Below are 19,819 nucleotides of genomic sequence, written 5' to 3' on the forward strand. Positions count from 1 at the left end.
GGCGCGTGCACACGTTCTACATCTGCCTTCTCGCCCTCACGGCCGTGGTGATCACCTGGTTCGCCGGATTCGTCGTGTACCGCCTGGTCAAGACGCCGCGCTGATGCAGTTCACCCTCGACCCGGACCTGCCGCGCGCGCTCGCGCCGCTGGCGTGGCTGATCGGTCGCTGGGAGGGCGCCGGCGTCGTCGGCTACCCGACCATCGAGTCGGCAAACTTCGGCCAGGAAATCGAGGTCACCCACGACGGTCGCCCCTTCCTCGAGTGGCACAGCCGCACGTGGCTGCTCGACGAGGCCGGCACCAAGGTGCGCCCGCTGGCGACCGAGCTGGGCTTCTGGCGGCCGTTCGAGGACGGAGAGGTGGAGCTCCTCCTCACCCACCCGACGGGAATCGTCGAGCTCTACTACGGCAAGGCGGAACCGGCCAAGATCGAGCTGCGCACCGATGGTGTCCTGCGCAGCCCGCAGGCCAAGGAGTACAACGCAGGCACGCGCCTCTACGGGCTGGTGAACTCCAACCTCATGTGGGCGATGGACATGGCCGCCGTCGGTCAGCCGCTGCAGAGCCACCTCTCCGCCGAGCTCAAGCGCGTCGGCTAGAGCACATGGCGTCCACCCCAGCGCGGATCCTGACGGTCTGCACCGGCAACATCTGCCGGTCGCCGTTCCTGGAGCGCGCCCTCCAGACCGAGCTGGACCGCTCCTGGGGGGTCGGCGCCGTCGAGGTCTCCAGCGGCGGCACCGGGGCCCTGGCCGGCCACCCCATGGAGGACCAGGCGCGTGCGCTGCTGGAGTCCAAGGGGTATGCCGCGAACGGCTTCGTCGCTCGCCACCTCACCCAGGCGATGGTGGCCGACGCCGACCTCGTGCTCACCGCCACCCGGGTGCACCGCGGGAAGGTGGCCACGCTGCACCCCAAGGCGCTGCGCTATGTCTTCGCCTTCCGGGAGTTCGCCGACCTGGTCTCCGGGCTGGACCCGTCGGCCGTGGCCGTGTCGTCCGACTCCGCCCGCGAGCACATCACCCGGGTCGTGGCCCTGGCTGCTGGACAGCGGGGGATGCGGACGCCGCTGAGCGACGCAGAGGCCGACATCGTCGACCCGTACCGCCGCCCGGCGCAGGTCTTCGAGGACATGACCGAGCAGATCATGGGTGCCCTGCCCACCGTGGCGCACGCCCTGGGGAGGCCGTGATGCCCCGCCTCGGCGAACGAGCCGGGCTCGTCGGGCTGGCCGCGTTCCTGATCGTCGACGTGCTGCTCGTGGGGTTCGCCATCTCCAGCACCCGTCACCCGGTCGACCGAGGCGGCTCCACCATCGGCTCAGGGGTGACCACCACCCCGTCGGTGCCCGGGACCACCACCGCCACGACCACCGGGCCGTCCACACCCGCGGTCAGGGCGGCACCCCTGACGCAGGGCATCGTCGCGGTCGACAAGGCCACCGCCTTCCGGTTCACGCTCGGCAACTGCAAGTCCCGCGGTTCCAAGCTCGAGCTGACCCGCAACGCCGGAGCGAGCTGGGGTCCGCGATCCGCCCCGTTCGACACCATCGTCAGGGTCCGGGTCAGGTCTGACCGTTCTGCGTTCGTCGTGGGCGCCGACTCCCGGACGGGCTGCACACCCGCCATCCGCCAGGCATCCACCCTCGTCGCGGACTTCGGGAACTCGGTCGCCGCGGCGAATGTCTGGTTCCGGGACCCCAGGGCCAGCGCCTCCGTGGGACTGCCCACTGGGGGCACCGGCAAACCGTGCGGTTCCACCCCTGTGGTCGACCTGGCGATCGTAGACGCCGGCGGTGCCGCCCTGTGCACCGACGGACGGGTGAGGGTGAGCACGGACGGCCAGCGCTGGACCACCGCCTCCACCGTCCCGGGGGCAATCGCGGTTGCCCTCACCGCCAAGGGTCGTGCCCTCGTCGTCGTCCCCGGCGTCGCGTCCTGCAGCGGCCTCGCCGTCATCGATGCGGCCAAACCCACCCAGGCCCTCGGCTGCGCGATGACGGACGTCTCCAAGGTCCAGCCCGGGACCGTCGCGCTCTCGGTGACATCCGGGTCGGGTTGGCTCGCCGTGGGGGACGCCGTGTTCGTGGCCGGTGGCGATCTCTCGACCTGGAAGAAGAGCTGACCGTCCGGGCTGCGGGCACGCCCGTAATCTCCCGGCCGACGCCAACTGGAAGCACCCCACCGCACCAGCACGTGTCCTACGTCGAATACGGGTCCCCGGACGAAACCAGGGCTGAGAGCCTACGACGTGCAGAGGGTCACGCCTCTCATCGGTTGCCCGGCGCAGCGGACGGGCCGCGACCGGGTCTCGTCACCAAGCGCTCCTTTCGGCGCCAGTGACAGGTCCGGTCATCGGGGTCGGGCCGCACACCGCCCCAACCGTCCAAGCACGCCGAGTCGCCTGGACGGGGATGCGCTCGCCACACCGAGAAAGGTGCGTCATGACACTCACAACTCGCAACCGCCGGTCCAGCCGCATTTTCGAGGCCCTGCTCGTGCCTTTCCTAGCTGCTGGCGCCGTTCTCCTGACCACCAGCACCGCGAGCGCCCGTGGTTCGGACTGGCACCTGTGGCAGCCACCCGTGGGCGCGGTCGTCGCCTGCGGAGACACCCCTGTGAACCTGTCGTTCCCGTACAACAAGGAGTACCAGCGATCCCTGCCACCGTCCGCCGGCACCACGGACATCCAGCAGTTCACCGGCTCCCTCTCCGTCCAGTTCAGCACGTCCGCCAAGACAGTCAAGTACAACGCCGGCGGCCCAGGAACGGTCACCACCTACACCAACGGCGACGTCCTCACGCGCAGCGAAGGGCACTACAACTTCGCCGTCAGCCCGCAGCAAGCCGCGCAGCTCGGCGTCCCGCAGATCTTCGGCACCGTCGGGCTCATCGAGTTCATCACCCACCCCGACGGGTCCATGTCTCCCATCCGCATCCCGAGAAACGTCATCAGCGTGTGTGCCGACCTCGGCCTGTGACCATGCCTGTGGTGAGACCGGTCCGCGCCCCGAGACGCCGGGATCCGACCGGCGAAGGTTGAGAGGATGGGCGCATGCCCGTTGACGTTCTCACCGAGGTCGTGATCAGTCGTCCGCGCGAGGTGGTCGCCGCCTATGCCGGCGACCCCACGAATGCGCCCGAGTGGTACGCGAACATCCGCTCCGTCGAGTGGCGCACGCCTGCGCCCCTCGACGTCGGGTCGCAGCTGGACTTCGTGGCCCACTTCCTCGGCCGGCGGCTCGCCTACACCTACGAGCTCGTCGAGCTGACGCCGGGCGAGCGGCTCGTCATGCGGACCGCCCAGGGACCGTTCCCGATGGAGACGACGTACGAGTGGGAGCCGATCGGCGATGCTGCGACCCGGATGAGGCTGCGGAACCGCGGGAATCCGTCGGGGTTCTCCCAGCTGGCCGCACCGTTCATGGCGAGTGCAGTCCGGCGCGCCAACCGCAAGGACCTGGCAAAGCTCAAGGAGATCCTCGAGACCTCCTCAGTCCAGGCCTTGTGACGCGACACGGCCGACGTCCTCGCAGGTGGAACCCGCACGACGGGGCAGTCGTCCTAGCGGCATGCGCAGGCTCCTTTTTGCTCTCGCGGTTCTCGCTCTCCTGCTCACCAGCTGCGCACCGCACGCACTCAGGGCAGGGCGGAGTCCGACCCCGTCGCCCTCGATCTGCACCCCACCCGCTGGCGGCCGGTGCGCCGCCGACATGCCCTGGACCGGCCAAATCATGGTCTCGCCGGATGGGCTCCTGCTGCATGGCAGCATCAACTGCGGGGGCTCTCTTCACGTCGTAGACCAGACCGCTGACCGGGTGACGATCAGACTCCACGGAGGGGCCATGGGTCCGGGCCGCATGAGCTGCGCCCGGGTTGACATCGCCTCCCGCTTAGCCGCACCTCTGGGCCGACGGCCCGTGTACGACACTGTCTCTGGTCAACGCCTCGTCGTCCTCGTCGCGCCGCTGTGTCGCGGGCCCGCCCTACCTTGCGGCCGGTGACTCGAATACGCCGGCGTGGGGCGCAGGTACCCCAGTCAGGGCGTGTGGGTGACGTCGCCGTAGGTGCTCATGGTGTCGTTCTGCAGAGCCTCTCCGAGCGCCTTCATCCCGGGCACGTCGACGATGTCGATGGACCCGCCGACCGGTGACGTGCCGAAACCGGTGAACGGTGCCGTCACAAACGCGACGTCGGACCCTCGGACGTTGCGCAGCGAGAAGGCCTCGCTGCGCAGCTTGCTCACGGTGAAGGCGTCGTCCACGGTCAGGTTCGCGGTGCCCGCCTCGACGAACTGGGCCAGCCGCAACGGGTTGGTCAGGACGCTCGCGCTCAACGACTTGAGCATCAGGGCCTTGATGAAGGCCTGCTGACGACGTCCCCGCGAGATGTCGCCGTGACTGAGGTCCTCGCGTTCGCGCACGAACGTGAGCGCCTCCGCGCCGCCCATGTGCTGGTAGCCCTTGCTGAACGTGTAACCGCCGGAGCTGCTCGGCTCCTCGACATAGACGTCGACCCCACCCACGGCGTCGGTCATGGCCTTGAAGCCCTCGAAGCCGACGAGCGCCACGTGGTCGATCGGCACCCCGACGAGGTTCTGGAGCGTCTGGACCAGCAGCGGCGAACCGCCGTAGGCGAAGGCCGCGTTGATCTTGTCCTTGCCGTGGCCCGGCACGCTGACGTACAGGTCGCGCGGGAAGTGGACGAGGGTGACGGTCTTGCGGTCACCCGAGATGTGCATCAGCACGATGACGTCTGAGCGGGCGCCCGCCAGCCCAGCGCGGGCGTCCGACCCGATGAAGAGGATGTTCTGCGCCGCCTTGGCCCGGGGCTTCTTCGGCGGGGCGGGCGCGGCGCCGCTGACCCCCGGGGTCGGCAGCAGCGACTTGTGCTGGACGTTCGCAGTCAGCGTGTGGTTGAGGAAGAGCAGGTATCCCGCGGCGCCTCCGACCACGACCAGGAGGACGAGGGCCAGGAGCACGGCCAGCGTTCGCCGAAAGCGCGACCGCTTCCGAGGCGTCGTCGAAGGCGGGGTCTGGGTGTCTTCGAATTGGTCGAGCACCCGGACAGTGTAGGTATCGCCGCGGGCGGATCGGTGCAGAACCGTACAGTGGGACCGTGCAAGACGTCGGCGAGCGGTTGCGAGCCCAGGGGCGACGGATGACGCCGCAGCGCCAACGGGTGCTCGACGCGGTGTCCCGGCTCGGCCACGCCACGCCGGAGGACGTCGTCGCCCAGGTGGCCCGCGACGGCGGTCCCGCGCTGGCGCCATCCACTGTGTACCGCGCCCTCGACGCCCTGGAGTCCCTGCGGATCGTGGGTCACACCCACCTCGACCACCGGGCGCCCAGCTACCACCTCGCCGACCACGCCGACCACATCCACCTCGTCTGCCGCACGTGCGGGCGCGTGCAGGAGTGCCCCAAGGAGTATGCCGACGGCTTCGCGGGGAATGTTCTGACCGGTACGGGCTTTGTTGCTGACGTGACACACATGGCGATCCACGGAGAGTGCGACTCATGCGCGACGCGCTAGGCACTACGGCCACACCCGGTATGCCGGCCGCGACCCGCTCGGTGCTGCTCGGCGAGCCCGGCGCGGTCGAGGGGGATGGCCCGGATGCCGGGGTCGCGGCCCACTACGGCGACCCGCTGCGCGAGCAGCGCCTGCTCACCGAGGGCCTGGCCGTCGTGGACCTGTCCCACCGCGGGGTGGTCACCGTCACCGGACCCGACCGGTTGTCGTGGCTGCACTCGATCACCAGCCAACAGCTCATCGGTCTCGGCCCGCGGCAGTCGCGCGAAGCCCTCGTCCTGACCCCCAAGGGGCACGTCGAGCACAACCTCCACCTCGTCGACGACGGCGAGACCACCTGGGTCACGACCGAACCCGGACGGGCACCCGCGCTGGCGGGGTGGCTCGACTCGATGCGGTTCATGCTCAGGGTCGAGGTGGCCGACGTGACGTCGTCGTGGGCCGTGCTCGGGGAACCCTCAGGTGCTGAGTCGCAGCCGGGGGAGCTGCTCGCCTGGCGGGACCCGTGGCCCGACCTCGTCGGTGACACCGCGGCATACGGACCGGTCGAAGGGCACCCGGCCGCGGGCCGCGCCTGGCGCGAGGTCCTCGTGGAGCGTCCGGCCCTGGCGCAGGCTGTCGCGGACCGTGCCCTCGCGGGCACGTGGGCCAGCGAGGCACTGCGGGTCACGGCGTGGCGTCCGAGGCTCGGGTTCGAGACCGACCACCGCACGATCGCCCACGAGGTGGACTGGTTGCGCACAGCGGTCCACCTGCACAAGGGGTGCTACCGCGGACAGGAGACGATCGCCCGCGTGCACAACCTGGGGCGCCCGCCGCGACGCCTGGTCTTCCTGCATCTCGACGGTTCGGGTCACACGCTGCCCGAGCGCGGGGCGCCCGTGATGGCCGGTGACCGGCAGGTGGGTCAGCTGACCTCGGTCGCCCGGCACTTCGAGGACGGCCCCGTGGGGCTCGCGCTGGTCAAGCGCAACACCCCGGTCGACGACGTCCTCGAGATCGAGGGCGTCAGCGCCAGCCAGGTCGTGGTCGTCGCTCCCTGAGGCGTCCGCTCAGACCCGGGCGGACACGGCGGCCCGGTCGCGCGCACGTTCCTTGCGGCTGCGGGAGGTCGTGAGCGGTGCGTACCCCTCGGCGTAGTAGTAGCTCTCGGCGTTGGCGCCCCGGGTGGGAATCCGGTTGACCACGAGTCCGAGCACGTTGCCGTTGACCGCGTTGACCGACGTCAGCGCGCGGCTGAGCTGCTCACTGTTGACGACGCCGCAGCCGACGACGAGGACGACCCCCCCGGTGATGGTGCTGAGGACGGTGGCATCGGTCACCGGCAGCAAGGGCGGAGCATCGATGATGACGTAGTCGAACATCCCCTCGAGCTCGCGGATCGTGCGCGACATCGTCTCCGAGCCGAGCAGCTCGCTGGGGTTGGGCGGGATCTGTCCGGCGCCCAGCACCTGGATCCCGGTGTCGCCGAAGGGCTGGAGCACGTCGATGAGCGCGGCCTGTCCGATGAGGACGTTGGTCAGGCCCACCGAGCCCTCCATGCCCATGTAGCGCAGCAGGCGCGGCCGGCGGAGGTCGCCCTCGATGACGCAGACCCGGGCGCCGGCGGCCGCCATGCTGATGGCCAGGTTGGCGGTCGTCGTCGTCTTGCCCTCGGCGGGGATCGAGGAGGTGAACACGATCGAGCGCGGGTGGTTCGCCGCATCCACGAACTGCAGGTTCGTGCGCAGCGCCCGGAACGCCTCGGCGCGCGGGCCGTGCGGGTCGGACTGGACGATGAGGGGGTTCTTCGGACCCTCGGGGTCAAGGGTGATGCCGCCGATGATCGTCGCGTCGACCGCGTCCTTGACGTCGCGCTCGCTCTTGATCGAGGTGTCGAAGGTGTCGCGGAGCAGCGCCACGCCGAATCCCAGGAGGAGCCCGAGGACGACCCCGAGGCCGATGTTGCGCACCGGGTTCGGGCTGATCGGGCCCTGGGGCACCGAGGGCGGTCGGACGACCGAGACCTTCACGGGGCTGACCGAGCTGTCCGAGACGCGCTCGAGGTCGAGGATGCTCGTGGAGAACTGCTTGCCGACGGCGCTGGCGATGCGGGCTGCCTGTTCGGGGTTGCGGTCGTTCACCAGGACGTCGATCAGGACGGTGTCCAGCGGGACGCTGGCCGTGATGCGGGCGCCCAGGTCGTCGGCCGTGCCCGGCAGGCCGAGGGACTTGATGACCGGGTCCAGGACGGCCGGCGTGGTGATCAGGTCCGAGTAGGACTTCACGCGCTGCTGGGTGAAGGTGTTGCCCTGCAGCAGCGCGGTGGAGTCCTGGCCGCCGGAGGTGGACACGAACAGCTGTGTGTGCGCCTGGTAGGTCTTGGGACTCAACAGGGTGAGCAACGAAGCCAGGGCGATCATCAGGAGGGTCACGGCAGCGATGGCGCGCCAGCGCTTGCGCACGACCCGGTAGTAGTCGTGAAGGTCCACGGTCCTGCTTTCACTGTCTGGGCGGGCACCGTCGGGCGCGGTCGATGAGCCCCGGTAGGTTGCGATTGGCTGTGAGCGCCGTCAGTGTCCCACACAACCACCTGGGTGCAGGGTCTGGCGGCGCCGAGCGGCTGCCATGATGACGCCCATGGCTCCCACGACCGGCACCCTCATCACCGTCGCCCCCACCGGTGCGGAACTGGCCAAGGCGGACTTCCCGCAGCTGCCCACGTCGCTCGAGGAGCTGGTCGACACGGCGGTCGCGTGCGAGTCGGCGGGTGCCTCCATGATCCACCTGCACATCCGCGACTCCGAGCACCGCCCGACTCTCGACCGCGGGCACCTCAAGGCTGCGGTGGACGCACTGCGGGAGCGCACCTCGCTGGTCATCCAGCTGTCGACGGGCGGCAGCGTGCACGACCCGCTCGAGCAGCGGCTGACCGTGCTCGACGCCGAGCCGGACTCGTGCTCGCTCACCTGCGGCACCACGAACTTCGGCGACGACGTCTTCCTCAACCCCTACGGCTTCATGTCCGACCTCTACGTCCAGGCCCAGGAGCGCGAGGTCGTCCCCGAGTTCGAGCTGTTCGACCTGGGCCACGTCGCCTCCCTGGCCCGCCTCATCGATGCCCACGGCCTGCCGTTCGGCGGCAAGGTCCACGTCGACTTCGTCACCGGCGTGCCGGGCGGTATGCCGGGCACGCCCGCCGCGCTGTTGGCCGGTGTGGCGATGCTCCCGCCCGAGGTGACCTCGTGGTCGGCGACGGGGATCGGTCGCAGCCACCTGCCCGTCGCGGCGGCCGCGCTGGCCGCAGGCGGCCACCTGCGCGTCGGGATGGAGGACAACGTCGTCTTCGCCCGCGGCATACCGGTCGAGCACAACTCCCAGCTCGTGGAGCGGGTGGCGCACCTCGCCGAGGTGATGCAGCGACCCACGCTGTCGACCGACGACGCCCGCCTCATGCTCGGCGTGAAGGACCGCCGCCGGTAGCCGTCTGACGGTCCTGGGCACCCCCGATGTATGCCGTGTGATGGGGAACACGCTGTCTTGACTTTGCATTCTGCTAACTAGAGCAAGCAATATGGAGGCATGAGCCGAATTCCGTTGGGGCCGCTGAGCGGCAACAACCTGGGTGACTACCTGCGAGAGCAGCGTCAGTCCGCCCGGCTCTCGCTGCGCCAGCTCTCGGAGCTCGCCGGTGTGTCCAACCCGTACCTGTCGCAGATCGAGCGGGGCCTGAAGAAGCCCAGCGCCGAGATCCTCCAGCAGCTCGCCAAGGGCCTCGAGGTGTCGGCGGAGTCGCTCTACGTGCGGGCCGGGATCCTCGACGAGCGCCACGGCGACGCCCCGGCGACGCACGCAGCGGTGCATGGCGCTGCGCTCGACACCCGGGCCGTCATCGGCGCCGACCCGCAGCTCACCGAGCGCCAGAAGGCCGCGCTGCTCGACATCTACGACTCGTTCGTGGGCGCCGGGACAGCCAAGGGCCGACCGCGCTCGTCCAGCACGACGAAGACCGGCGCCGCGAAGTCCGGCGCCGCGAAGTCCAGCACGACGAAGACCAGCACCGCGAAGTCCCGTACCAAGACCCCTCCCACCGAAGGAGCATGACATGGCACTCGTTGCCGACATCCGCAAGACCGTCACCGACAGCACCCCCGTGTTCGCCGCCGTCGGCCTGGCCGACCTCGCAGTCGAGAAGGTCCGCGACGCGCGCGTCAAGGCCACCGTCAAGGCGTCCAACGTCCGGGGCGAGCTCGACCCCTCCGCCCTGCAGACCAAGGCCCAGGTCCGGGTCACCGAGGTCGCCGGGCAGGCGCAGGAGCTCCCGGCCCTGGCCCTCAACCGCAGCCTCGAGCTGGCCGGCAAGGCGCAGGAGACCTACGAGTCCGCCGCCGCCCGTGGCGAGAAGCTCGTCAAGCGCGTCCGGACCCAGAAGGCGACCAAGGACCTGGTCTCGCAGGCCGAGGCCACGTTCGCCCTGGGCAAGGGTGCCGTCACGACCGTGCGCAAGTCCGCCACCGAGATCCAGCGTTCGGCGAAGGCCACGCTGACCACCGGTCGCAAGGAGGTCGCTCGGGCCGCCGACGCCATCGCCGACTCGGTCGTCGACGAGGCCACCCAGACCGGCACCGCGGTGAAGACTTCCGCCACCCGCACCCGCACCGCCGCCAAGCGCACCACGACCACCACGAAGAAGACCGCTGCGAAGAGCGCGACCGCCACCAAGCGCGCTACCACCAGCGCCAAGAAGACGGCCGCCGCCACCCAGAAGGCCGCCACCACGGCCGCCTCGAAGGTCGGCGACTGACCAACCCCCCAGCCACTCGGCCCCCTCCCGTGTCCCGGGAGGGGGCCGTGTGCGTTGCCCCGACGGCAGAGGCGTTGCCCCGGCGGCACCTCCCGCGAGGGTGGCTAGGCTCGGCGGGTGAGTACGCCCCAGACCGTCACCCCGCCCGCCCTCCACGACGCACCCGTCCTTGCGCACTACGTGCGGGGAGGCTTCGTCGAGTCGGCGCACCGCGCCTCGGTCGTGGTGACCCAGCCCGAGGGCAGCCCGCTGCTGGCGCTGGGCGCCGTGGACGACCCGATCTTCCCGAGGTCGGCGAACAAGCCGATCCAGACCCTGGCCATGGTGCGGGCCGGGCTGCGCATGCCCCCCGCCCATCTCGCGCTCGCCTCGGCCAGCCACTCGGGCGAGGGCTTCCACCTCGCGGCGGTCCGCGAGATGCTCGCGTCGGTGGGGCTGACGGAGGAAGCCCTCCAGAACACCCCGGACCTCCCCGTCGACGAGTCCGCGCGTGAGGCAGTGATCCGCGGGGGCGGGAGCAAGACGCCCATCATGCAGAACTGCTCGGGCAAGCACGCCGCGATGTTGGCCACCTGCGTCGTCAACGGCTGGGACACCGACACCTACCGTGACCCGGAACACCCTCTGCAGCAAGCGATCTCGCGGACCCTGGCCGAGCTGACCGGCGACGAGATCACCGCCGTCGCGGTGGACGGTTGCGGCGCACCGGTGATGGCGGTGACGCTCGCGGGACTGGCCCGCGCCTTCGGCGCCCTGGCCGCCGCCGGCCCCGGCACGCACGAGGCCGAGGTGGCGGACGCCATCCGGGCCAACCCGGCATACCTCGGGGGGACCGGTCGTGACGTGACCGCCCTCATCGGGGCCACCCCGGGCCTCATCGCCAAGGACGGTGCCGAGTCCGTGTATGCGGTGGGGCTGGCCGACGGTCGCGGTGTGGCCGTGAAGGTCGCCGACGGGTACCCGCGGGCCAAGCCGGTCATCCTGGCCGCCGTGCTGCGACGCATCGGCGTCGAGTCCCCGGCGCTCGCCCAGCTCGAGAACTCGCCGGTGCTCGGGCACGGCGAGGTCGTCGGCGGCCTCGTCGCCGTCAACATCTGAGCCGCCGTGCGTGCCGTCCTGCAGCGGGTGACCACCGCCCAGGTGTCGGTCGAGGGCGAGGTCGTCGGCGCCATCGACCGGCCGGGGCTGGTCGCGCTGGTCGGCGTGACCCACGACGACGGGCCGACACAGGTCGAGGCGCTGGCCCGCAAGATCAGCGAGCTGCGCATCCTGCGTGACGAGCGCTCGGTGATCGACGACGCGGCGCCCGTGCTCGTCGTCAGCCAGTTCACCCTCCATGCCGACGTCCGCAAGGGCCGGCGCCCGTCGTGGAGCGCGGCTGCGCCCGGTCGGGTGGCGGAGCCGCTGGTGGACGCCGTCGTCGCGGCCCTGCGCGCTCGCGGCGTGGAGGTTGCCACCGGCGTGTTTGGCGCGATGATGGAGGTCACCATCGTCAATGACGGTCCAGTGACCCTGATCATCGATGTCTGACCCTTAGGCTGTGCCCATGTTCTCCGCGCTCGGATCCGCACAGGGCCTCGTGATCCTGCTGCTCAGTCTCGCCGCCTTCGCGGCCGAGGTGTTCGCCTTCGTCGACGCGATGCGCCGGCGGCCGGACGCCTTCATCGCCGCGGGCAAGCGCACCAAGAAGTTCTGGAGCATCGTGACGGGGGTCGCCGTGCTGCTCGGGTTCATCTCGGTCGCGAACTCGTTCACCTTGTTCTCGGTCGGCATCATCGCCATCGTGGGGGCGGGGATCTACCTCGCCGACGTGCGTCCCGCTCTCCAGCAGGTCAGCGGCAGCGGCCGCGGGGGCCAGCACATGGGTCCCTACGGGCCATGGTGAATGGTGACCACGCCGTGAGTGGCGGTAGTGCGACGGGCGACAGTGCGACGGGCGACAGTGCGATGGGCGACAGTGCGATGGGCGACCGGGCCGGTGTCGACGTCTCGGAGCTGGCTGACCCGCGTGACCACATCTTCACCGTGGACCGGCCGTGGGGGAGCTTCCAGCAGTTCGTGTCGAACGAGCGCGTGACCGTCAAGATCATCACGGTCGACCCGGGTCACCGCCTGTCGCTGCAGACCCATGACCACCGGGGCGAGTTCTGGCAGGTCCTCGACGTGCCGATCGAGGTCACGGTGGCCGACCGGACCTGGACCGCGGCGGTCGGTGAGTCGGTCTGGGTGCCGTGCAACGCGGTGCACCGGATGGCCAACAAGGGCGATCGGGCCGGACGACTGCTCGAGATCGCCTTCGGGGACTTCGACGAGGCCGACATCGTCCGCCTCGAGGACGACTACGCGCGCTGACCACAGCGCGCCACGCTGAACCAGCTCAGGGACGGGGCGCGACCGCCGACCAGTCGACGGTGACCTCACCCAGGCGCCACCTCGCCGGTCCGTCCTGGATCGGCCACCCGTCGTCGCGCGCGGCGCTCACCGCCGACAGGAAGCGCTGCCGCACACCGAAGCTCGCGTGATGGGCCGCGTGCAGCCACGCCCGGTCCAGTGCCTGGAGCCACGCATGGACGGGCTCACCGTCCACGTTGCGGTGGATGAGCGCCTTGGGCAGCCGCTCGGCGATGTCCGAGGGCCGGTCGAGCCCGCGCAGCCGCCACGACAGGCTCAACGACAAGGGGCCCGTCCGCCCGACCGCGATCCACGCGCTGCGCCGACCGAGCTCGTCGCAGGTGCCGTCGACCAGCAGGCCGTCCGGGGCCAGGCGCTGCTGGACGGTCGCCCAGGCGTCCGGCACCTGCGACTCGTCGTACTGCCGCAGGACGTTGAACGCCCGCACGACGGTGGCCTCACGCCCCTCGATCGGCACCTCGAAACCGCCCAGCACGAAACGCAACCCGTCACGCTCGAGGGGGATGCCCAGCGCCACCCGCTCGGGGTCGATCTCGATCCCCACGACCTGGATGTCCGGACGCACGCGGCGCAGGCGGTCGTGCAGCTCGACGGCGGTCACCGGGGAGGCGCCGTAGCCGAGGTCCACCACGACCGGCGCGCCCACGGCTCGCCGCAGGCGCCAGGCCTGCGGACCGGCCAACCAGCGGTCGACCCGGCGCAACCTGTTGGGGTTGGTGGTGCCGCGGGTGATCGTGCCCACCGGTCGCTGCACAGCCACGCGCGCAGCCTACGCGGCGGGGCGCCCTAGGCTGGGCACGTGCGAGGCCGGGAGCGGGACATCAGCCGCAGCATGGTCGCGCTGGTGGCCTCGCTGGGCGCGCTCGCCCTGCTCGGTCTCGTGACCACCGTGCCGAGATGGCTGGGGCACGGCGAAGGGTTCGTCGACGTCCCCCCGGGGCTGCTGACGGTGCGCCCCGAGGCCAAGGGCGTGGCCACCCTGGGGGGCGGCGTGACCGTCTCGCTCTACTCCGACGGCCTGCGGATCAGCCGCGGCAACGACCTGCTCCTGCAGACCGTCATCGGGGGCTCGATGCTCTCGGCCGTCGAGGGCACCGCGACGACCGACGCGGCGGGGCAGACGCAGGAGCGGGTCACCCGCAGCTTCGAGAACCTGACGATCACCGAGCTCGTCTTCCTGCCGGGCCGGGCGACGTACTTCGGGACGCTCGACGACGGGTCGCGCTCGCTGCCGGTGACCCTGCGAGTCGAGGCGGGTGGTGGGCTGGTCCGGGTCGGGGCCTCGGTCAACGGGGCAGACGGAGTCGTCTGGCACCTCGACCGCGAGCCCGTGACGGTCGGGATCCGGCCGGCCCTTCCGGCCGTCAACCTCCGCAGCTCCGCGGTCTGGGTCGACCCGGGGACCCTGGAGGGCCGCGCCGCGTTCTCCACCTACCTCGGCACCGACATCGGCATGGGCCCGCAGCGCGTGGCGCGAGGGGTCGACATCCGCTCCTCCGGGCGTACCGACATCCACATCTGGTCGAACTCGTGCTCACTGAGTGTCACGTCCCAGGCCCGCCAGTCGCCCCGGCCGACGCACACGGGCTGAGCACTGCGTCGTGGCCCCCACCGCCTGCGTGGCAGACTCGCGGCATGGGCTGCTGCGACCGCATCGAACGCGTCGCCATGCTCAGCGTCCACACCTCCCCCCTGGAGCAGCCCGGCACCGGTGACGCAGGCGGGATGAACGTCTATGTCGTCGAGGTCGCCCACCAGCTGGCCAGGCGTGGCGTCGAGGTGGAGATCTTCACCCGGACCACGACGGCCGACCTGCCCCCCACGGTCGAGATGGAGCCCGGCGTCACGGTCCGCCACGTCACTGCGGGTCCCTACGAAGGGCTCGGCAAGGACGACCTCCCCGGGCAGCTGTGCGCCTTCGCCGCCGGGGTGATGCGGACCGGCGCCCACGAGCCCGAGGGTCACTACAGCCTGGTCCACTCGCACTACTGGCTCTCGGGGCAGGTGGGGTGGCTGGCCGCCGACCGGTGGCAGGTGCCCCTCGTGCACACCATGCACACCATGGCGCGGGTCAAGAACCTCCACCTGGCCGAGGGCGACGCCCCCGAACCTCCGGGCCGCGAGATCGGTGAGGTGCAGGTGGTCGAGGCGGCGGACCGCCTCATCGCCAACACCCTGGGTGAGCGCCACGAGCTCATCGACCTGTATGCCGCGGACCCGGACAAGGTGGTCGTGGTGCCTCCCGGCGTGGACCTTGCGCTGTTCTCGCCCGGGGACGCCAGGGCGGCGCGTGCCGCCGTGGGTCTGCCCCAGGACGCGAAGGTACTGCTCTTCGTCGGGCGGATCCAGCCGCTCAAGGCACCCGAGGTGCTCATCAAGGCGGCCGCCGAGCTCCTGGCCCGGCACCCGCAGTGGGCGGGTGAGCTGGTCGTCGCCGTGCTGGGCGGACCGTCCGGATCCGGGCTGGCGCACCCGCGGGGGTTGCAGGAGCTGGCCGACGGGCTCGGCATCAGCGCGTCGGTGCGGTTCGTTCCCCCGGTGCCCAGGACGCAGCTGGCCGACTGGTACCGGGCCGCGGACCTCGTGGCCGTGCCCTCGCACTCGGAGTCCTTCGGCCTGGTGGCCGTCGAGGCGCAGGCGTGCGGCACCCCGGTCGTCGCTGCCGACGTGGGCGGCCTGCCCACCGCAGTGGGGGAGGCCGGGGTCCTGGTCGACGGACACGATCCGCACCGCTGGTCCCTGGCGCTCGAGGCCCTGCTGGTGGACCCGCGACGACGGGCCGAACTGAGCCGCCGGGCCGTCGAGCACGCCGCGCTGTTCGGCTGGGACCGCACGACGGACCGGCTCTACGAGGTCTACGTGGAGGCGTGTCGGGCCAAGAGGTACTCGACGGACAGCCCCTCCCCGAACGGCTCGCTGGCACGGGTCCCCGCGGCGGTCGTACCGTGAGCGAGCCGGGCGTGAACCAGCAGGGCGTGAACGAGCAGGGCGTGAACGAGCTGGCGGCCAGCATCGAGGAGTTCCTCGCCGACGCCGGGATCGAGTGGGAGCCGGGCGCCCGCGACGGCGAGTTCGTCCTCACCCTCCCGGGCGAGAAGAAGCTCAAGACGGTGGTCTCGCTCGTGGCGGGGCAGGACGCCCTGTCGCTGTCGGCGTTCGTCATCCGGAACCCGGACGAGAACCACGAGTCGTTCTACCGCTACCTGCTGCGCAAGAACCTGCGACTGCCAGGCCTGGCCTACTCGGTGGACAAGTCGGGCGACGTCTACGTGACCGGACGGGTACCCGCCCGGGGGGTCGACGCGGCATACCTCGACCAGGTCCTGGGTGTCGTTCTGGAAGCGGCGGACGCGCACTTCAACGAGCTGCTCGCCATCGGCTTCCTGACCAGCATGCAGAAGGAGTGGGACTGGCGGGTCTCGCGGGGGGAGTCCCTGCGCAACCTGGAGGCGTTCCGCCACCTGCTGGAGCACGACTGAGCCGCAGCCGCCCGTCTCGCTAGGCTGGCCGGCATGGCATACACCCTCATCCTGCTGCGCCACGGGCACTCCGACTGGAACGCCAAGAACCTCTTCACCGGCTGGGTCGACGTCGACCTCAACGACCAGGGTCGCGAGGAAGCCGTCATCGGTGGAAAGCTGTTGAAGGACAAGGGAGTTCTGCCGACCGTCGTGCACACGTCGGTGCTGCGGCGAGCCATCACCACCGCCAACCTCGCTCTCGACGCGGCCGACCGCCACTGGATCCCGGTGCGCCGCGACTGGCGCCTCAACGAGCGGCACTACGGCGCGCTCCAGGGCCTGGACAAGGCGGCCACCCGTGAGAAGTACGGCGACGAGCAGTTCATGCTCTGGCGCCGGTCGTTCGACACCCCTCCGCCGCCGATCGAGGTCGACAGCGAGTACGACCAGAGCGGAGACCCGCGCTACGCGGGGATCGAGGTGCCGCGGACCGAGTGCCTCAAGGACGTGATCGCGCGGTTCATGCCCTACTGGGAGGGCCCCATCCAGGACGACCTGCGGGCCGGGGAGACCGTCCTGGTGACCGCGCACGGCAACAGCCTGCGCGGGCTGGTCAAGCACCTGGACGGGATCAGCGACGAGGACATCGCCGGACTGAACATCCCCACCGGCCAGCCGCTCGTCTACACCCTCGGCGAGGACTTCCTGCCGACCGGGCCCGGCGAGTACCTGGACCCCGAGGCTGCCGCCGAGGCCGCCGCAGCCGTCGCGAACCAGGGCCGCTAGAGCCGTGGCGGACCAGGGCCGCTAGAGCCGTCGCGGCGAAGGGCCGCTAGGTCATCGGGCCCCGGGCGCGCGGTCTTCCTGGTCCTCGTGGTCCTCGGCGACATCCCACTCACCGGTGACCAGGTAGACGACCCGGTGGGCGACCGACACGGCGTGGTCGGCGAACCGCTCGTAGTAGCGACCCACGAGCGTCATGTCGACGGCCGCCTCGGTGCCGTGCTTCCACGTCCCGTCGATGAGGTGGCTGAACAGGGTGCGGTGCAGCTCGTCCATCGCGTCGTCGTCGCGCTCGAGCGTCTTGGCGTCCTCGACGTCCTTGGCGGCGATGACCTGCCCGCACTTGGCGACGATGCGCTCGGCCACCTGACCCATCTGCAGGATCGTGGCGCGGATGTCGGCGGGCACCGCGGACTCCGGGTAGCGCAGCCGGGCGACCTTGGCGACGTGGCGCGCGAGGTCACCCATCCGCTCGAGGTCGGCGCTCATGCGCATGCTCGTGACGACCATGCGAAGGTCGGTGGCGACCGGCTGCTGGCGTGCCAGCAGGTCGATGGACAGCGCGTCGAGGTCCTCGCGCAGCCGGTCGAGCTCCTTGTCGGCGTCGATGACCGACTCGGCGAGCTGGATGTCGGCGTCGAGCAGGGCAGTGGTCGCCCTGGCCATGGCAGAGCCGGCCAGGCGCGTCATCTCAACGAGCTGGTCGGAGATGGTGTCCAGGTCCTCGTGAAAGGCGTTGCGCATTGCTTCCCTAGGGTTGTCAGGCACGGTTCGATGTACCGGGATGTGCGAGCCGAGGTTCCCACGAAGCAGTGAACTATCGGGTGACCTCAGGTGAACATATGGGTCCGGCCGTGCATTGGCGTGTCGTTTCGTGCTCGGAAGGGTGTGTGCCGCACCGTACATTGAAGGGGTGGATGCGACCAGTGCTGCCGTCTTGGCCGGGTTCGCCGGGCTGCTGACCGGCGCCCTCGCCGTCGTTGCGGTGCGCTACTCGGAGCGCATGCAGACCAGTGTGCCCCCGACTATGCCCGCCACGCCGCTGCCGACCGGCGTGGCCGACGTCCTTTCGGTGCTGCGCTCCATCGCGATCGTCGTCGACTCGGCCGACGAGGTCATCAACAACTCACCGTCCGCGGCGGCCTACGGACTGGTCAAGGGCAAGGAGCTGGTGCACGCCGAGCTGCGGCACCTGGCCCGCCAGGTCCGCCGCGACGGCGTCATCCGCGAGGCCCAGCTCGAGCTGCCGCGCGGCCCGCTCGGCCAGGCCCGCTCGATCATGCACGCCCGCGTCGCACCCCTGGGAGACAGCCACGTCCTGCTGCTGGTGGAGGACCACACCCAGGCGCGTCGCGTCGAGGAGGTCCGACGTGACTTCGTGGCGAACGTCAGCCACGAGCTCAAGACGCCCGTGGGTGGACTGGGTCTGCTGGCGGAGGCGATCCAGGACGCCAAGGACGACCCGGAGGCGGTCGAGCGGTTCGCCTCGCGGATGCAGGTCGAGAGCCATCGGCTGGCCCAGCTGGTCAAGGAGATCGTGGACCTGTCGCGTCTGCAGGTGGCCGACACCCTCCACGAGCCCCGCCTGGTCAACGTGGCCGCGGCCGTCCACGAGGCCATCGACTACTCCCGCGTCGGGGCCGACGCCAAGCAGATCGAGATCGCGGAGGCCTGCACCCCCGACCTCAAGGTCTTCGGCGACGAGGACCTCATCGTGACCGCCGTGCGCAACCTCATCGGCAACGCGGTCGCCTACTCCGACCCGGGCAGCCGGGTCGCGGTCGGTGGCCGCCTGGCCGGCGAGATGGTCGAGATCACGGTGACCGACCAGGGCCACGGCATCCCGGCGAGCGAGCAGACCCGCATCTTCGAGCGCTTCTACCGCGTGGACGGCGCGCGTTCCCGCGCCACGGGCGGCACCGGCCTGGGACTGGCCATCGTCAAGCACATCTGCGCGAACCACGGCGGCGACGTCGACGTGTGGAGCGAGGAGGGTCGCGGGTCCACCTTCACGATCCGGCTGCCCGCAGCCGTCGACCGCACCGGGTCACCGTCCCCGCAGCCTGACGCCCACGACGCCCCCCACGGCCACGACACCCCGTCGCTGCCCACCCGAGGAGACACCCCCGCATGACGCGCATCCTGGTTGTCGAGGACGAGATCTCGTTCTCGGACCCCCTGTCCTACCTGCTCCGTAAGGAAGGCTACGAGGTCGCCGTCGCCGAGACCGGGCCGGAGGCGCTCGCGGACTTCGACCGGTCGGGCGCCGACCTCGTGCTTCTCGACCTCATGCTGCCGGGCCTCTCAGGCACCGAGGTATGCCGTGCGATCCGATCGCGCTCCAACGTGCCCGTGATCATGCTCACCGCCAAGGACAGCGAGATCGACAAGGTCGTGGGCCTCGAGATCGGGGCCGACGACTACGTGACCAAGCCCTACTCGTCCCGAGAGCTGCTGGCCAGGATCAAGGCGGTCCTGCGCCGGCTGGCCGAGCCTGAGGACCTGCTGCCGGCCACGATCGAGGCCGGCCCGGTGCGGATGGACGTGGAGCGGCACATCGTCACCGTGTCGGGCGAGCCGACGCAGCTGCCCCTCAAGGAGTTCGAGCTGCTCGAGATGCTGCTGCGCAACACGGGCCGGGTGCTCACCCGGATGCAGCTCATCGACCGCGTCTGGGGCAGCGACTACGTCGGCGACACCAAGACCCTCGACGTCCACGTGAAGCGGTTGCGGGCCAAGATCGAACCCGACCCGGCCGACCCGCGGCACATCGTGACGGTCCGCGGACTCGGCTACAAGTTCGAGACCGACTGACCAGGCACCCGGGCCGGCTGACCGGGGGAA

General features: G+C 70.7%; 24 protein-coding genes. 20 read left to right on the plus strand and 4 right to left on the minus strand.

All coding sequences use genetic code 11. The annotated features are described in order from the left end of the window. The first annotated feature begins 103 nt into the window (after positions 1-103). The 5 genes from BJ986_RS08135 to BJ986_RS08155 all read left to right on the plus strand — a co-directional run bounded on the left by BJ986_RS08135 (position 104) and on the right by BJ986_RS08155 (position 3,512). A complete protein-coding gene (locus BJ986_RS08135; protein ID WP_179421523.1) occupies positions 104-601 on the plus strand; it encodes a heme-binding beta-barrel domain-containing protein in 498 nt (165 codons plus the stop codon). A gap of 5 nt (positions 602-606) precedes the next feature. Further along, positions 607-1,194, plus strand: coding sequence for an arsenate reductase/protein-tyrosine-phosphatase family protein (locus BJ986_RS08140; protein WP_179421524.1), 588 nt, complete (start codon positions 607-609; stop codon positions 1,192-1,194). Then, positions 1,194-2,126: a hypothetical protein gene (locus BJ986_RS08145; RefSeq protein ID WP_179421525.1), complete on the plus strand. Its 933-nt coding sequence runs from the start codon at positions 1,194-1,196 to the stop codon at positions 2,124-2,126. The genes BJ986_RS08140 and BJ986_RS08145 overlap by 1 nt, the downstream gene beginning before the upstream one ends. A gap of 319 nt (positions 2,127-2,445) precedes the next feature. After that, positions 2,446-2,982 (plus strand): hypothetical protein, encoded by a 537-nt coding sequence (locus BJ986_RS08150; RefSeq protein ID WP_179421526.1) that lies wholly within the window; start codon positions 2,446-2,448, stop codon positions 2,980-2,982. A 74-nt stretch (positions 2,983-3,056) separates the two neighbouring features. Then, a complete protein-coding gene (locus BJ986_RS08155; protein ID WP_179421527.1) occupies positions 3,057-3,512 on the plus strand; it encodes an SRPBCC family protein in 456 nt (151 codons plus the stop codon). 528 nt (positions 3,513-4,040) lie between these two features. On the opposite strand, the gene BJ986_RS08160 is transcribed toward BJ986_RS08155, so the two are convergent. Further along, the gene (locus tag BJ986_RS08160; RefSeq protein ID WP_179421528.1) at positions 4,041-5,063 is read right to left on the minus strand and encodes an LCP family glycopolymer transferase; all 1,023 of its coding nucleotides are present in this window, start codon (positions 5,061-5,063) and stop codon (positions 4,041-4,043) included. A 56-nt stretch (positions 5,064-5,119) separates the two neighbouring features. Between BJ986_RS08160 and BJ986_RS08165 the strand changes: the two genes are divergently transcribed. Both BJ986_RS08165 and ygfZ read left to right on the plus strand, forming a co-directional pair. Beyond that, positions 5,120-5,536, plus strand: a complete 417-nt coding sequence (locus BJ986_RS08165; RefSeq protein ID WP_337795016.1) for a Fur family transcriptional regulator — start codon at positions 5,120-5,122, stop codon at positions 5,534-5,536. Beyond that, a complete protein-coding gene (gene ygfZ, locus BJ986_RS08170; RefSeq protein ID WP_420372038.1) occupies positions 5,521-6,579 on the plus strand; it encodes a CAF17-like 4Fe-4S cluster assembly/insertion protein YgfZ in 1,059 nt (352 codons plus the stop codon). Before BJ986_RS08165 ends, ygfZ begins: the two co-directional genes overlap by 16 nt. Positions 6,580-6,588: 9 nt before the next feature. Here the strand turns inward: ygfZ and BJ986_RS08175 are convergent, their stop codons facing one another. Continuing rightward, entirely contained in the window at positions 6,589-8,007 is a 1,419-nt protein-coding gene (locus BJ986_RS08175) for a polysaccharide biosynthesis tyrosine autokinase (RefSeq protein WP_179421529.1), read from the minus strand. Positions 8,008-8,155: 148 nt separating this feature from the next. On the opposite strand from BJ986_RS08175, the gene BJ986_RS08180 reads away from it, so the two are divergent. From BJ986_RS08180 to BJ986_RS08210, 7 genes are all read left to right on the plus strand, one after another. After that, positions 8,156-8,998 (plus strand): beta-keto acid cleavage family enzyme, encoded by an 843-nt coding sequence (locus BJ986_RS08180; RefSeq protein ID WP_179421530.1) that lies wholly within the window; start codon positions 8,156-8,158, stop codon positions 8,996-8,998. 99 nt (positions 8,999-9,097) lie between these two features. Further along, positions 9,098-9,619 carry a helix-turn-helix domain-containing protein gene (locus BJ986_RS08185; RefSeq protein ID WP_179421531.1) on the plus strand — a complete coding sequence of 174 codons (522 nt, stop codon included), beginning with the start codon at positions 9,098-9,100 and terminating at the stop codon, positions 9,617-9,619. Position 9,620: 1 nt separating this feature from the next. Beyond that, the gene (locus BJ986_RS08190) at positions 9,621-10,319 is read left to right on the plus strand and encodes a hypothetical protein (protein ID WP_179421532.1); all 699 of its coding nucleotides are present in this window, start codon (positions 9,621-9,623) and stop codon (positions 10,317-10,319) included. 117 nt (positions 10,320-10,436) lie between these two features. Next, positions 10,437-11,417 carry an asparaginase gene (locus tag BJ986_RS08195; RefSeq protein ID WP_179421533.1) on the plus strand — a complete coding sequence of 327 codons (981 nt, stop codon included), beginning with the start codon at positions 10,437-10,439 and terminating at the stop codon, positions 11,415-11,417. Between the two features lie 6 nt (positions 11,418-11,423). After that, positions 11,424-11,849 carry a D-aminoacyl-tRNA deacylase gene (gene dtd / locus BJ986_RS08200; RefSeq protein WP_179421534.1) on the plus strand — a complete coding sequence of 142 codons (426 nt, stop codon included), beginning with the start codon at positions 11,424-11,426 and terminating at the stop codon, positions 11,847-11,849. A 16-nt stretch (positions 11,850-11,865) separates the two neighbouring features. Further along, positions 11,866-12,204 (plus strand): DUF2516 family protein, encoded by a 339-nt coding sequence (locus tag BJ986_RS08205; RefSeq protein WP_179421535.1) that lies wholly within the window; start codon positions 11,866-11,868, stop codon positions 12,202-12,204. Positions 12,205-12,218: 14 nt separating this feature from the next. After that, positions 12,219-12,671 carry a phosphomannose isomerase type II C-terminal cupin domain gene (locus tag BJ986_RS08210; RefSeq protein ID WP_337795019.1) on the plus strand — a complete coding sequence of 151 codons (453 nt, stop codon included), beginning with the start codon at positions 12,219-12,221 and terminating at the stop codon, positions 12,669-12,671. A gap of 25 nt (positions 12,672-12,696) precedes the next feature. Here the strand turns inward: BJ986_RS08210 and BJ986_RS08215 are convergent, their stop codons facing one another. Then, the gene (locus BJ986_RS08215; RefSeq protein ID WP_179423650.1) at positions 12,697-13,485 is read right to left on the minus strand and encodes a class I SAM-dependent methyltransferase; all 789 of its coding nucleotides are present in this window, start codon (positions 13,483-13,485) and stop codon (positions 12,697-12,699) included. Between the two features lie 45 nt (positions 13,486-13,530). Here BJ986_RS08215 and BJ986_RS08220 point away from each other — a divergent pair, with 45 nt between their 5' ends. The 4 genes from BJ986_RS08220 to BJ986_RS08235 are packed head-to-tail and all read left to right on the plus strand — an operon-like array spanning position 13,531 to position 16,978. Continuing rightward, positions 13,531-14,322, plus strand: a complete 792-nt coding sequence (locus tag BJ986_RS08220; protein WP_179421536.1) for a hypothetical protein — start codon at positions 13,531-13,533, stop codon at positions 14,320-14,322. Positions 14,323-14,366: 44 nt separating this feature from the next. Further along, on the plus strand, positions 14,367-15,680 hold the full coding sequence (gene mshA / locus BJ986_RS08225; RefSeq protein ID WP_179421537.1) for a D-inositol-3-phosphate glycosyltransferase: 1,314 nt from the start codon (positions 14,367-14,369) through the stop codon (positions 15,678-15,680). Positions 15,681-15,721: 41 nt separating this feature from the next. Beyond that, on the plus strand, positions 15,722-16,210 hold the full coding sequence (locus tag BJ986_RS08230; RefSeq protein ID WP_420372055.1) for a YbjN domain-containing protein: 489 nt from the start codon (positions 15,722-15,724) through the stop codon (positions 16,208-16,210). Between the two features lie 33 nt (positions 16,211-16,243). Next, entirely contained in the window at positions 16,244-16,978 is a 735-nt protein-coding gene (locus BJ986_RS08235; RefSeq protein ID WP_179421538.1) for a phosphoglyceromutase, read from the plus strand. A 51-nt stretch (positions 16,979-17,029) separates the two neighbouring features. Here BJ986_RS08235 and phoU read toward each other — a convergent pair whose 3' ends face one another. After that, a complete protein-coding gene (gene phoU, locus BJ986_RS08240; RefSeq protein ID WP_179421539.1) occupies positions 17,030-17,719 on the minus strand; it encodes a phosphate signaling complex protein PhoU in 690 nt (229 codons plus the stop codon). A 169-nt stretch (positions 17,720-17,888) separates the two neighbouring features. Between phoU and BJ986_RS08245 the strand changes: the two genes are divergently transcribed. Both BJ986_RS08245 and BJ986_RS08250 read left to right on the plus strand, forming a co-directional pair. Continuing rightward, entirely contained in the window at positions 17,889-19,109 is a 1,221-nt protein-coding gene (locus BJ986_RS08245) for an ATP-binding protein (protein WP_179421540.1), read from the plus strand. Next, a complete protein-coding gene (locus BJ986_RS08250) occupies positions 19,106-19,789 on the plus strand; it encodes a response regulator transcription factor (protein ID WP_179421541.1) in 684 nt (227 codons plus the stop codon). The genes BJ986_RS08245 and BJ986_RS08250 overlap by 4 nt, the downstream gene beginning before the upstream one ends. The last annotated feature ends 30 nt before the right edge of the window (positions 19,790-19,819 follow it).

This window comes from Pedococcus badiiscoriae, assembly GCF_013408925.1.
Lineage (GTDB): Bacteria > Actinomycetota > Actinomycetes > Actinomycetales > Dermatophilaceae > Pedococcus > Pedococcus badiiscoriae.